This is a genomic window from Thalassobaculum sp. (assembly GCF_965223715.1).
In the GTDB taxonomy this organism is placed as follows: Bacteria; Pseudomonadota; Alphaproteobacteria; order Thalassobaculales; family Thalassobaculaceae; genus Thalassobaculum.
Genome location: NZ_OZ245012.1, coordinates 1,268,716 through 1,281,311, shown reverse-complemented (window position 1 = coordinate 1,281,311; position 12,596 = coordinate 1,268,716). Strand labels below are relative to the sequence as shown.

Below are 12,596 nucleotides of genomic sequence, written 5' to 3'. Positions count from 1 at the left end.
CCCCATGGCGCCCTTTCCCGTCGCGCGCCGATCCGCACCGCAAGCCGGGCGACCCGCATTCATCGCCGCGCTGCTGGCCCTCGTCCTCGTGCTCGGCGGCTGTGCCGGGCGGCAGGCGGTGGCCCCACAGGAGATCGCCTTCGGTCCCGGCGACCCCCGTGCCCTGGTCCTGGTCGGGATCAGCGCCGGACAGCGCGACGGTACCCTCACCTTCACGCGCCTTGCCGATGGCAGCGACCACCTGCTGACATCGAGCGAGCGCGAGACCCCGATCCGCTTCAAGGTCTCCAATGAGGATGCGGCGACGGTCCTGCTCGTCTCCCCGGGCCGTTACCTGATCAGCGAGGCCGCCATCGTCACCGGCAAGAGCCAGGAATACCGCCCCTCCTACGGCAGCGGTTTCGGCTACCACGACTACCGCTACAGCCCGCACCCCTACTGGTTCCACGGCGGCAGGTACGGCGGCTGGCGGTCGGAGCGCGTGACGGTCACCGAGGGCGAGCGGTTCCAGGTCAAGAACGGGCCGCGCGGCGTCGAGAACCAAGCCTGGATCATCACGGTCCCGGCGGGACAGGTTACGTCATTGGGCCATTTCGCCTTCGAGTGGACCCCTGCGAGCAACGTGCTGAACGTGGCGCAGACCCCGTACAAGCCCGAGATCGTCGACCGGGCACTAGCGGCCTATGGCGGCGTGACCGCCCCGGTGGTGGAAGCCGAGTGGAGCCTGTACGGCCCGGACCTCCCGCCACCGCCGATGATGCACTGGTCCCGGGACTACTGAGCGGACGCCAACTCCCGGATCACCGCCCAGCCTTCCTCGACATGGCGCTGTTCGGTGCGGGTCTGGCCGATGGACATGCGGATGACGTAGCGACCGTTCACCCGGTTCTGGGTGAGATAGATGCGCCCGTCGTCGTTGATCCGGTGCAGCAGCGCCTCGTTCAGCCGGTCGAGCGCGGCCGCGTCGTCCACCCCGCGCGGGTGGTAGCGGAAATTGATCAGCGACAGCACCGGCGGCGCCATGATCTCGAAATCCGGATCCGCCTCCACCCACTCGGCGAACAGGCGGCCCAGGCGCACATGCTCGCGGATGATGGCCCGCAGCCCCTCCACCCCGTAGCTGCGGATCACGAACCAGAGTTTCAGGGCCCGGAAGCGGCGACCCAGCGGCACGCCCCAGTCGCGGTAGTCGATGACCGCGTCGGCCTCGCGGCTCTTCAGGAATTCCGGCAGGATCGAGAAGGTGCGGATCAGGGCGTCCGGATCCTTCACGTAATGGGCCGAGCAGTCGAAATTGGTCAGCAGCCATTTATGCGGGTTGAAGACCACGCTGTCGGCCAGCTCGATCCCGTCGAACATCCAGCGGTGTTCCGGGCAGACCAGCGCGCTGCCGGCCCAGGCGGCGTCGACATGGAGAAAGATGTCGTGACGCCCGCACAGGCCGCCGATCGCCCGCAACGGGTCGACCGCCCCCACCCCGGTGCCACCGACCGACGCCACCACGCAGGCGGGGTGGATTCCCGCGGCGATGTCGGCCTCTATCGCCGCCTCCAGGGCGTCGACCCGCAGGCGGAAAGCCTCATCCACCGGGATCTTGCGGAAGCCCGTCAGGCCCAGGCCGGCGATCTTCACGTTCTTCTCGGTCGCCGAATGGGTCTGCTCGGAGGTGTAGACCGCCATGGGCGGATGCGCCTTCAGCCCCTCGGCGTTCACGCCCCAGCCGGTCGCCTTCTCCCGCGCGGTCAGGATGGCGGCCAGAATAGCGCTGGAGGCGCTATCCTGGATCACCCCGGTGAAGCCCTCCGGCATGCCGACCATCTGGCGCAGCCAGTCGAGGACCTTGGTCTCCATCTCGGTCGCCGCCGGGCTGGTCTGCCACAGCATGCACTGGGCGCCCAGCGTGGCGGTCAGCATCTCCGCCAGCACTGAGGGCGGACTGGAATTGGCCGGGAAATAGGCGAAGAAGCGCGGGTGCTGCCAGTGGGTGACGCCGGGCAGCACGTCGCGCTGGAAGTCGGCGAAGATCGTCTCCATCGCCTCGCCCTGGTCCGGCGGGCCGTCGGGCAGCCTGGCCGCGATCTCACCGGGGCGGGTCTGGGCGCGGACGGGATACTGCTCCACCCCCTCCAGGAAGTCCGCCATCCAGTCGACCATGCTGTGGGCGTGGCGGCGGAACTCCTCGGGCGTCATGTCAGTCCGTTTCCAGCATGGAGATCTGGGCCGGCGGGAGCTGCTTGCTCGGATCCACGGGGCGCGGCCCCTTGCGGATCTCGAAATGAAGCTGCGGCTGGGAGACGTTGCCGGTCTGGCCGACCGTGGCGATCACCTGGCCGCGCTGGACCTGGTCGCCGCGCCCCACGAGCAATTGATCGGCATGGGCATAGGCCGTGGTGTAGCCGTCGTCATGCTTGACCAGCAGAAGGTTGCCGAAGCCGCGCAACTCGTTGCCGGCATAGACCACGATCCCGTTCTCCGCCGCCCGCACCTCGGAGCCTGCCGGGGCCAGGATGTTGATCCCGTCATTGTGCAGCCCGCCCTCGCGTGGGCCGAAGCCGGAGATCACCCGGCCCTTGACCGGCCAGGTGAAGCCGCGGCCGGTCTTGGGCGGCGGTGTCAGCAGCACCGCGCGGGTCTCGGTCGGCGTCAGGGTCCGGGTCGCGGCCACGGTCTGGGTGGGGGACGCCGACGGAGTGGACGTGCCGGGGCGCGGTTGCGGCACCGGCGTGCCCGGTGCGGCGGCGACCTGGGTGTTCTGCGTGCCGCCACCGGGGACCGGGAAGTGAAGCTGTCCGCCACCGCTCCAGGGCTTGCTGCGGTCGGTGCCGGGCGCCGGGACGTCGCTGGTGCTGACGGGAGGCTGCGGGGCCGCCTTGGGCTGACGCGCGGCGACCATCGTGCTGTCGCCGCCGCTCGGCGCACCGGAGCCCGTGGGCAGCCGGAGCTGCTCGCCAACCCTTATCGTGTAAGGCGGCCTCAGGTTGTTGGCGACGATGAGCGAGCGCGTCGAGACCCCGTAGCGCTCGGCAATCTCCGACACGGTGTCGCCGGAACGCACCACATGCACCGCGCTGGCCGGCAGGCGAATCTGGTCGCCCGGGCGCAGCAGGTAGGGCGGGCGCAGACCGTTGGCGTCGATGATCGCCCGCGGGGTGACGCCGTAGCGCTGGGAGATCTGGTAGACATTGTCGCCGGGCCGCACGACCACGATGCCGTCGGCCGGCACGCTGGCGGCGGAGGAGGACTGGCGGGGCGCATTGAGGGCGAGCGGGGTCGAGCTCATGGCGCATCCGGCCAGGAGCAGAGCGGCTACCGCGATGAGAACGGCCTGCTTCACGTCACCCCCATCGGCACCGGCGCAAAGGACGATAATCGTGACACAGCGTCCTTATGCCCTCAAATGCCAAATTATTCAATGAAATCCAGTTACTTTCGGAACATTCTAACGCTCAAGGTGATGGCGGGTTCCCGACTCGGGCGCGTCCGCCCTCACCCGGCGATCGACCGCACCTCTCCGGGCACCAGCGGCACGAAACGCACGTCGAGCAGCGGTTCCTCGATGATGCCGTCGGCGGTGCGGCGGTAGCGGATCAGCTTCTGCACGTCGGAGGAGCGGCCGACCGGGATGACCAGCCGCCCGCCCTCGCCAAGCTGCTCCAGCAGCGCGTCCGGCACCTTGGAGGCGGCGGCGGTGACGATGATCGCCTCGAACGGCGCCTGCTCCGGCCAGCCTTTCCAGCCGTCGCCGACCCGGGTGTGTAGGTTGTGCAGCTTCATCTCGGCGAAGCGCGCCTCGGCGGTGGACATCAGTTCCTTGTGCCGCTCGACGGTGTAGACCCGGCGGGCCACCTTGGACAGCACGGCGGCCTGGTAGCCGGAGCCGGTGCCGATCTCCAGCACCTTGGTGCGGTCGGTCAGTTCCAGGGCCTGGGTCATGTAGGCGACGACGAAAGGCTGGCTGATGGTCTGGCCCTGGGCGATCGGCAGGGCCCGGTCCTCCCAGGCCTGGTCGAGGAAGGCAGGGTCGACGAATAGCTCGCGCGGCACGCGCTCGAGCGCGCCCAGCACCCGGGCGTCGGTGATGCCGCCGCGCCGCAGCCCCATGATGAGCCGTATCTTGCGGGCCTTGTCGTGGCTCACGCGAACGCCCCTTTCAGCTCCTCCAAGGTCGGTCCGTCCGTCGCATCGAGCGCCACCGGCGTCACCGAGATGGCATTGTCGCGCACCGCGGCGATGTCGGTACCGGGCTCGGCATCCCGGGCCTTGAGCATGGCCCCGACCCAGAAATAGGGACGGCCGCGCGGATCGGTACCCCGCACCACCTCGTCCCCGGTCTTCTGGCGGCCCTGGCGGGTCGCCCGAATGCCGGTGACCGCCTCGGGCCCGCAGGGCGGGAAATTGACGCTGATCACCGTGTCGGCCGGCCAGCCTCCGGCGCAGAGCCGGCGGATCAGGTCCGGCGCATGGGTCTCCGCGGTACCCCACGGGGCCTTGCCGTCCGGCGGCACGAACTGACTGAACGCGATCGCCGGAATGCCCAGAACCATGCCCTCCATCGCCGCCGAGATCGTGCCGGAATACCGCACGTCCTCGCCGAGATTGTAGCCCTGGTTCACCCCGGAGAGCACCAGGGTCGGCTTGCGGTCCTTCAGCACCTCGTGGATCGCGAGCAGCACGCAGTCGGTCGGCGTGCCGTCGACGGCGAAGCGCTTGTCCTCGAGCTGCCGCAGCCGCAGGGGCCGCAGCAGGGTCAGGGAATGGCCGGTGCCGCTCTGGTTGGTCTCCGGCGCCACCACCCAGACATCGTCGGAGAAGGTGCGCGCGATGCGGGTCAGCACCGCGATGCCGTCGGCGTTCACCCCGTCGTCGTTGGTGACGAGAATCCGCGCGCCGTCGAGCTCGACCGGGCGATGGGTCATGCCGCCCGCTCGATCCGGTCGCGCCCGAAATACGGCCGCAGCACCTCGGGAATGGTCACCGACCCGTCCTGCTCCTGATAGGTCTCCAGGATGGCGATCATGGTGCGGCCGATGGCGAGGCCGGAGCCGTTCAGGGTGTGGACGAAGTCGGTCTTCTTCTCGCCCTTGGCCTTGAACCGGCCCTTCATGCGCCGGGCCTGGAACGGGCCGCAGGTCGAGCAGGAGGAGATCTCGCGATACTGCCCCTTCCCCTCGTCCTGCCCCGGCAGCCAGACCTCCAGGTCATAGGTGCGGCGGGCAGCGAAGCCCATGTCGCCGGCCGACAGCTTCATCACGCGATAGGCCAGGCCGAGCTTCTGCAGGATGGTCTCGGCGCAGGTGGTCATGCGCTCCAACTCCTCATCCGACTTGTCGGGGTGGACGATGGAGACGAGTTCGACCTTGGTGAACTGGTGCTGGCGGATCATGCCGCGGGTATCGCGCCCGGCGGCACCGGCCTCCAAGCGGAAGCATGGGGTATAGGCGGTGAAGCGCAGCGGCAGCTCCTCCTCCTCCACGATGCTGTCGGCGACCAGGTTGGTCAGCGGCACCTCGGCGGTCGGAATCAGCCAGCGGCCGTCGGTGGTCTGGAACAGGTCCTCGGCGAATTTCGGAAGCTGACCGGTGCCGTACACCGCGGCGTCGCGCACCATGTAGGGCGGGATCACCTCGGTATAGCCGAACTCGCCGGTATGGGTGTCGAGCATGAAGGAGGCGACGGCGCGCTCCAGGCGGGCGAGATCGCTCTTCAGCACCACGAATCGGGAGCCGGCGAGCTTGGCGCCCAGCTCGAAATCCATCATGCCGAACCCCTCGCCGAGGGCGACGTGGTCCTTGGGCAGGAAATTGAAGCTGCGCGGCTCGCCTACGGTGCGGACCAGGGCATTCGCGCTCTCGTCCGGTCCGTCCGGCACGTCGTCGGCCGGAATGTTCGGCAGGGTCGCCAGCATCGTCTCGACCTCGGCCGCCAGCGAACGCTCGGCTTCCTCGAGCTGGGCCATGCGGTCCTTCAGCTCTGCCACCTCGGCCATCAGCGCACCGGCGTCCTCGCCATTGCGCTTGGCGATGCCGATCTGCTTGGAGGCCTCGTTGCGGCGCTGCTGGGCGGTCTGCAGCTCGGTGGTCACGGATCGCCATTCCGCGTCCTTGGCCAGAATGGCTTCGGAGGACGGCGCCACGCCCCGTCGGGCTAGTCCTTGGTCGAAGGCGGCGGCGTCGTCGCGGATGCTGCGAATGTCGTGCATGACCGGCTCTGCGGGCTGATTGCGGGTCCGCCGGTTATATCGACGGCGCCCGAACCGGTCCAGAGAGCCTTGCGGTTATGGTGTGGTGCCGTCGGTATCGCTGTCCGCGGCCTGAGCCTCTTCCTCGCGCTTCTTCTCGATGAACTGCGCGACGAAGATCGAGATCTCGTAAAGCAGGATGATCGGCACCGCGAGCAGCACCTGGCTGATCACGTCAGGCGGGGTGAGGATCGCGGCGGCCACGAAGGCGACGACGATGGCGTATTTGCGCTTATCCCGCAGTCCCTGGGCGCTGACGATGCCGACCTTGGCCAGCAGGATCAGCAGCACCGGCAGTTCGAAGGCGACGCCGAAGGCGAAGATCAGGCGCATGACCAGCGAGAGGTACTGGTCGACCTTCGGCTCCAGGGTCATGGCCAGGTTGCCGTCGACGCCGGAGGTCTCGAAGCTGGCGAAGAACTGCCAGGCGAGCGGGATGACGATGTAATAGACCATCGCCGCGCCGAGCAGGAACAGCACCGGCGTCGCCACCAGGAACGGCAGCAGCGCCTTGCGTTCGTGCTTGTAGAGCCCCGGCGCGATGAACAGCCAGATCTGCATCGACACCAGCGGGAAGGACACACAGGCGGCGAAGAAGAAGCCGACCTTGATGTAGGTGAAGAACGCCTCGTGCAGGGCGGTGTAGATCAGCCGGCGGTTCTCCTGGCCCGCCCACATCTCGTGCAGCGGCTCGACCAGAAAGCGGAAGATCGGCTCGGCCAGGTAGTAGCCGAGGAAAAAGCAGACCACGAAGGCGGCGACCGCGTAGATCAGCCGGGTCCGCAGCTCGACCAGATGGTCCAGCAGCGGCATCTTGCCGCCCTCGAGTTCGGAGTCGGGATCGTTGGTGCTGTCGGCCATGGAGGTCAGCCCTGTCCGGAGGCGGCGCTGTCGGCTGTGGGCCGAGATGTCTTGCTGTCGTCAGAGGACGTGGCGGGGGCCGGCGTGGTCTTTCCCGCCGCGGCCTCGGTCTTCTGGGCCGGGGGCGCGACCGACTTGGCCGCATAATCCTCGGAGGTCTCGACCGCCGGTGCCGCCCTGGGCGTCACGGGAGCCGATTTGGACATCCCGCTCTTGGCCTCGCTGTCGAGCGCCTTCAGATCCGCCTCGATCTCTTCGGCATCCGCATTGGCCGATTGGCGGGCCTCCTCGACGGTGCTGCGCACCGAGCCGTCGGGATCGAACTGCTTCTCCAGGCTCTTGCCGATGCCGTCCTTGGAGATCGACTGGACCTCCCGGCGCACATCCTCGAGCTCCGCCTCGCGCGCGACCTCTTCCAGGCTGTTCTGGAACTCACGCGCCATCGAGCGCGCCTTGCGCACCCACTGGCTGATCGAACGGACCACGCGCGGCAGATCCTTGGGACCCACCACGATCACGGTAATGATGGCGATCAGGATAAATTCCTGCCATCCAAGGTCGAACATGGCGGCCCTCGCTGCGCCCGCTTAAGCCCGGGACCGCGCCACGAGGGCGCGGCCACGAACGGGGATCAGCTCTTGACGGTCTGATTGGTGGTCTTGTTGACGTCCTGCTGTTCGCCGCTCTCGTCGGCGACGGACTTGTTGGCCTGCGCGGCCTCGTCGTCCTCGGACTTCATGCCCTGCTTGAAGTTCTTCAGGCCCTTGCCGAAGTCCCCCATCAGGCTGGAAATCTTGCCTTTGCCGCCGAACAGCAGAAGCACGACGGCCAGTACGACGAGCCAGTGCCAGATGCTGAAGCTACCCATGAAACGCTCCCAAAATTCGAGTGGGCGATGATTCTCCGACCGTACCGGTCGATTGCGGCCAGATCATGCCCATTAATTCGCGCGGACCATACACGACCAACCCCAAGGGCGGCAACGCACTCCGACCCTTTCCTTTATTTGGGGCCGCCGGCCGGAAAGACAAAGGTCTGACCGGGATCCACCGATACGCGTACACGGGTTCCCGGACGCGGCAGAAACACGCCCGGAACCCGGGCATGCAGGTGCAGGGTCTCCCCCAGCCGCGCGCCGTCGCCCCGCATGGTCAGGTGGATCAGGCTGGTACGCCCCAGCAGGCGCGCCTGCTCGACCTCGCCGCAAGGATCGCGGGTGAAGCCGTCGGACAGGATCTGGATGCGCACCCCTTCGGGTCGGATCACGACCGACACCGGCGTTCCATCGGCGAGGCCGTTGGCCGCGACCGTGCCGGCCAGGGTCTTGACGCTGTCGCCCTCGACCTGCCCCTCGATCAGGTTCACCTCGCCAAAGAAGGCGGCGACGAAGGCGTCGGCCGGGGCGCAGTACAGCTCGGCCGGACTGCCCTGCTGGACGATGCGGCCGTCCCGCATGACCGCGATCCGGTCGGCCATGAACATGGCCTCCTCGGAATCGTGGGTGACCATCAGGCACGCCGAACCGCTGGATTTCAGGATATGCAGCACCTCGTCGCGCACCCGGTCGCGCAGCCGCGCGTCCAGACCGGAATACGGCTCGTCCAGCAGGACAACCCGCGGCTTCGGCGCCAGCGCCCGAGCGAGGGCCACGCGCTGCTGCTGGCCGCCCGAGAGTTCATGGGGAAAGGCCTTGGCCATATCCTCCAGCCCGACCATCTCCAGCACTTCCACACCGCGGGCGATCCGGTCGCCGGTGGGCCAGCCGGTCAGGCCGAAGGTGACGTTGCCCAGCACATCGAGATGGGGGAACAGGGCGTAGTCCTGGAACACCAGGCCGACGCCGCGCTTCTCCGGGGCAAGGTTCGCGCCGCCGCCGGCGACCCGCTGGCCGTCCAGGGCAACCTCGCCCTCCTGGATGTCCTCAAGTCCGGCGGCAAGGCGCAGGATCGTCGTCTTGCCGCAGCCCGACGGCCCGAGTAGGCAGACCACCTCGCCCGGCGCGACGCTCACATCGACCCCGTCGACCGCCTGGACCGGCCCGTAGGCATGGCGGATGCCGGTCATGGCAAGCGCCGGCGGCACGCGGCTCCGGGGGACGGCATCCGGGGCGCCCGCCTGGGAGATCGGCTGAAGAGTGCTGGCTGTCATGGCCTGTCAGATACACATCGCGCCGGGCGAGAACAAGCCACGGGGAGCAGGGGCGCGCAGCCGAGTCAGGGCTTGTCGCCCTCGTCCGGGTCGTTGGTGTCGGGCAGGAAGTCGAGCTGGATGTCCTCGTCCTCCTCCTCGTCGTCCTCCAGATCCTCTTGCTGCATGGCGATGCTGGTCGCCCCCGTGCGCCGGTCGAGCAGGCCGGCCGCCCGCAGTTCCTCGATGCCAGGCAGTTCCTTCACGGAGTCGAGGCCGAAATGGTCCAGGAAGGCGTTTGTGGTGCCCCATTGCAGCGGGCGCCCTGGCGTCTCGCGCCGGCCGCGCGGGGCGATCCAGCCGGCCTCCAGCAGGGTGTCGATGGTGCCCTTGGACAGGGCCACGCCGCGGATCTCCTCGATCTCGGCCCGCGTCGTCGGCTGGTGATAGGCGATGATCGCCAGGGTCTCGATCGCCGCGCGCGACAGCTTGCGCCGCTGCGCCCGCTCATGGCGCAGCATCGGGCCGAGATCGACGGCCGTGCGGAAGGCCCAGCGGGTGCCCGACTTGGTCAGAACGACGCCGCGCTCGGCGTAGTGCTCGGCGAGGTCGGCCAGGAGCTGGCGGACATTGATCTCCTCCGGCACCCGGCGGCGCAGTTCGCTCTCGTCGATCGGGTCGGCGCTGGCGAACAGCAGCGCCTCCACGAAGCGCAGCCAGCGGTTCCGCTCCGCCGGATCGACCAGCAGGTCGGGCAGTTCCGCCTCGTCGTCGGTGTCCACGGCCTTGCTCATCCGGCGCTATCCTCCCGCGATCCGGAACGCAGCCAGATCGGTCCGAATGTTTCGTCCTGGCGCAGTTCCGCCGCCCCGTCCTTCGCCAGCTGCAGCCCCGCCACCAGATGCGAGGCCAGGGCCGAGCGGATCAGCAGGGACCCGCGCAGCCCGTCGGGCAGGAAGGTGAAGAGCATGCGCCATTTCGGCACCCGACCGACAAAGGCGGCCAGCCGCTCCACCGCGTCCTCGACCGCATAGAGGTCGGTCGCCGCGATCCGCAGGGTCTGGTGCTGCTTGCGGGCGTGCTGGTCGCCATAGCCGCGCAGCAGGTCGTAGAGCGTCACGTCGTAGACCGAACGGAACCGGGCGGCGGTGTTCTCCGGCGCCCCCCGGGCGAAGACGTCAACGCCGAGCTGGGCCCGCCCCATCAGCCGGCGCCCTGCATCCTGCATCGCCTCCAGGCGCTGGAGCTGGAACCGGAGGGCCTCGGCGAGCGCGGCCGGGTCCATCTCCTCCTCGTCGCTCTCGTCCGGCGGCAACAGCAGCCGGGACTTCAGATACGCGAGCCAGGCGGCCATCACCAGATAGTCGGCGGCGAGTTCCAGGTTCAGGGTCTGGGCCTGCTGCACGAACTGCAGGTACTGCTCGGCGAGCGCCAGGATCGAGATCTGGTGCAGGTCGACCTTCTGCTCGCGGGCCAGGGTCAGCAACACGTCGATCGGGCCTTCGAAGCCGTCCAGGTTGAGGAACAGCGAGAGCTGCACCGGCTCCGGCCGGCGATACTCAGGCTGCGCGCTCTCGAACGGTTCGTTCGTCACCAATGGGACGCGTCCCCTCCTGCGGATCCGACCTCAGTGGCCGGTCAATGTCGCGATGACCGACATCAGGAAATCAACCGGCGCCCAGATCAGCAAGCCGGTCAGGTCGAAACTATACCCCAGTTCACCGGCAAGATACGGCACCAGGAACAGCACGCCGATGACGATGAACAGACCGGCCCGCTCGAGCCGCGCCACCTTCCAGGCGGCCCAGTCCGGCAGGATCGACACCAGGATGCGGCCGCCGTCGAGCGGCGGGATCGGCAGCATGTTGAACACCGCCAGGATCAGGTTCAGCAGCACCAGCCGCTGCAGCATCTCCGCCGACCACTGGGTCGCGACGTCCGGCAGCACCGGTACCAGATGGAAGGCCAGCGCGCCGAGGATCGCCAAGAGGATGTTGGAGGCCGGCCCGGCCAGGGCCACCAGCGCCATGTCGCGGCGCGGGTTGCGCAGGCGCGAGAAATTCACCGGCACCGGCTTGGCATAGCCGAACAGGAACGGCGCGCTCATAAGCAACAGCGCCAGGGGAATCAGGACGGTGCCGACCAGGTCCACATGGGCGAACGGATTGAGTGTCACCCGGCCCATCAGGCGGGCGGTCGGATCGCCCAGCTTGGCCGCCGCCCAGCCATGGGCCGCCTCGTGCAGGGTGATCGCCAGCAGCACCGGTATCGCCCAGATCGAGGCGCTCAGCAGGAAGGCGTTGATATCGAGACCGGACATCATGCCCGCAGGTCCTTCAGCAGGGCGTCCAGACGCTGGACGGCGGCCTCGGCATCGAGGGAACGGGGCCCCTTTGACACCGCCGCGCGGTGGGCATCGGCCTTGGCCGCCCGCCGGGCGCCGTCACCATCCAGCACGCCGACCGCGTCGGCCACGGCCCGCATCTCGTCCATATCGCCGTTGCAGTGCAGGAGCACGTCGCAACCGGCCTCGATCGAGCGGCGCGAGCGCTCGCCGATCGGCCCGCCGCCACGGGTCTCGGACAGCGCGCCCATGGAGATGTCGTCGGTGAACAGCAGCCCGTCGAATCCGATCTCATCGCGGATCACGCCCTTCACCACCGCCGGCGACAGGGTCGACGGCCGGTCGGCATCCAGGGCGGTGTAGAGCAGATGACCGGTCATGCCGTAGGGCACCCGCTTGGAGAAATGCCGGAACGGCACGTAGTCGACCGCCCTGAGTTCGTCGGCGGAGGCTTCGATCAGCGGCAGGTCAAGGTGGCTGTCGACCACGGAACGGCCGTGTCCCGGCATGTGCTTGATCACCCCGACCACCCCGGCCCGCTCGATCCCGGCGACCATGGCCTCGCCAAGGCGGATCACGGTCTGAGGGTCGTCGCCGAGCGCGCGGTCGCCGATCACCTGTTTGTCGGAGCCGGGCTGGCGCACGTCCAGCATCGGCACGCAGTCCACGTCGATGCCGATCTCAAACAGGTCGGCCGCCATCAGCTCCGCCGACAGGGCGAAGGCCTCCAACGCCTGCTCCGGCCGGGTGGCGTAGGCCCCGGTGAACTCGCCGGGGGCGAGATAGTCGCGCCACTGGGGTGGACGCATCCGGCGGACCCGGCCGCCCTCCTGGTCGATCAGCACCGGCGCGAAGGCATGGCTCACGCAGCCGCGCAGATCGTCGACCAGGGCGCGGACCTGGTCCCGGTCCTCGATGTTGCGGGCGAAGAGGATGAAGCCGTAGGGATCGACCTCGCGGAAGAATGCGCGCTCCTCGTCGCTCAGCGCCGTGCCGGCACAGCCGAAAACGATCGCCCGCGTCATT

At 68.5% G+C, this 12,596-nt stretch carries 14 protein-coding genes; 1 reads left to right on the top strand and 13 read right to left on the bottom strand.

Features of this window, described 5'->3' with window-relative positions:
- The first annotated feature begins 4 nt into the window (after positions 1 to 4).
- Positions 5 to 781, top strand: coding sequence for a hypothetical protein (locus ACOQOP_RS05925; protein WP_420565401.1), 777 nt, complete (start codon positions 5 to 7; stop codon positions 779 to 781).
- Here ACOQOP_RS05925 and ACOQOP_RS05920 read toward each other — a convergent pair.
- The 13 genes from ACOQOP_RS05920 to nagZ all read right to left on the bottom strand — a co-directional run bounded on the left by ACOQOP_RS05920 (position 775) and on the right by nagZ (position 12,595).
- The gene (locus ACOQOP_RS05920; protein WP_420565400.1) at positions 775 to 2,190 is read right to left on the bottom strand and encodes a pyridoxal phosphate-dependent decarboxylase family protein; all 1,416 of its coding nucleotides are present in this window, start codon (positions 2,188 to 2,190) and stop codon (positions 775 to 777) included. The two genes, ACOQOP_RS05925 and ACOQOP_RS05920, sit on opposite strands and share 7 nt — an antisense overlap.
- A 1-nt stretch (position 2,191) precedes the next feature.
- Positions 2,192 to 3,280 (bottom strand): peptidoglycan DD-metalloendopeptidase family protein, encoded by a 1,089-nt coding sequence (locus tag ACOQOP_RS05915; protein WP_420565399.1) that lies wholly within the window; start codon positions 3,278 to 3,280, stop codon positions 2,192 to 2,194.
- A gap of 206 nt (positions 3,281 to 3,486) precedes the next feature.
- Positions 3,487 to 4,101: a protein-L-isoaspartate(D-aspartate) O-methyltransferase gene (locus ACOQOP_RS05910; RefSeq protein WP_420566519.1), complete on the bottom strand. Its 615-nt coding sequence runs from the start codon at positions 4,099 to 4,101 to the stop codon at positions 3,487 to 3,489.
- A gap of 32 nt (positions 4,102 to 4,133) precedes the next feature.
- The gene (gene surE / locus ACOQOP_RS05905) at positions 4,134 to 4,916 is read right to left on the bottom strand and encodes a 5'/3'-nucleotidase SurE (protein ID WP_420565398.1); all 783 of its coding nucleotides are present in this window, start codon (positions 4,914 to 4,916) and stop codon (positions 4,134 to 4,136) included.
- Complete coding sequence (gene serS, locus ACOQOP_RS05900; RefSeq protein WP_420565397.1) at positions 4,913 to 6,199, bottom strand: serine--tRNA ligase; 1,287 nt, start codon at positions 6,197 to 6,199, stop codon at positions 4,913 to 4,915. The genes surE and serS overlap by 4 nt, the downstream gene beginning before the upstream one ends.
- 75 nt (positions 6,200 to 6,274) lie before the next feature.
- Positions 6,275 to 7,099, bottom strand: a complete 825-nt coding sequence (tatC, locus tag ACOQOP_RS05895; RefSeq protein ID WP_420565396.1) for a twin-arginine translocase subunit TatC — start codon at positions 7,097 to 7,099, stop codon at positions 6,275 to 6,277.
- A gap of 5 nt (positions 7,100 to 7,104) precedes the next feature.
- A complete protein-coding gene (gene tatB, locus ACOQOP_RS05890) occupies positions 7,105 to 7,665 on the bottom strand; it encodes a Sec-independent protein translocase protein TatB (protein ID WP_420565395.1) in 561 nt (186 codons plus the stop codon).
- A 65-nt stretch (positions 7,666 to 7,730) separates the two neighbouring features.
- The gene (locus ACOQOP_RS05885) at positions 7,731 to 7,967 is read right to left on the bottom strand and encodes a twin-arginine translocase TatA/TatE family subunit (protein WP_420565394.1); all 237 of its coding nucleotides are present in this window, start codon (positions 7,965 to 7,967) and stop codon (positions 7,731 to 7,733) included.
- A gap of 134 nt (positions 7,968 to 8,101) precedes the next feature.
- Entirely contained in the window at positions 8,102 to 9,247 is a 1,146-nt protein-coding gene (locus ACOQOP_RS05880; protein ID WP_420565393.1) for an ABC transporter ATP-binding protein, read from the bottom strand.
- Positions 9,248 to 9,312: 65 nt separating this feature from the next.
- Positions 9,313 to 10,020 carry an SMC-Scp complex subunit ScpB gene (scpB, locus tag ACOQOP_RS05875; RefSeq protein WP_420565392.1) on the bottom strand — a complete coding sequence of 236 codons (708 nt, stop codon included), beginning with the start codon at positions 10,018 to 10,020 and terminating at the stop codon, positions 9,313 to 9,315.
- Positions 10,017 to 10,820 (bottom strand): segregation and condensation protein A, encoded by an 804-nt coding sequence (locus ACOQOP_RS05870; RefSeq protein WP_420565391.1) that lies wholly within the window; start codon positions 10,818 to 10,820, stop codon positions 10,017 to 10,019. The genes scpB and ACOQOP_RS05870 overlap by 4 nt, the downstream gene beginning before the upstream one ends.
- Positions 10,821 to 10,853: 33 nt before the next feature.
- Positions 10,854 to 11,546, bottom strand: coding sequence for a site-2 protease family protein (locus ACOQOP_RS05865; protein ID WP_420565390.1), 693 nt, complete (start codon positions 11,544 to 11,546; stop codon positions 10,854 to 10,856).
- Positions 11,546 to 12,595 carry a beta-N-acetylhexosaminidase gene (nagZ, locus tag ACOQOP_RS05860; protein WP_420565389.1) on the bottom strand — a complete coding sequence of 350 codons (1,050 nt, stop codon included), beginning with the start codon at positions 12,593 to 12,595 and terminating at the stop codon, positions 11,546 to 11,548. The genes ACOQOP_RS05865 and nagZ overlap by 1 nt, the downstream gene beginning before the upstream one ends.
- Position 12,596: the final 1 nt, after the last annotated feature.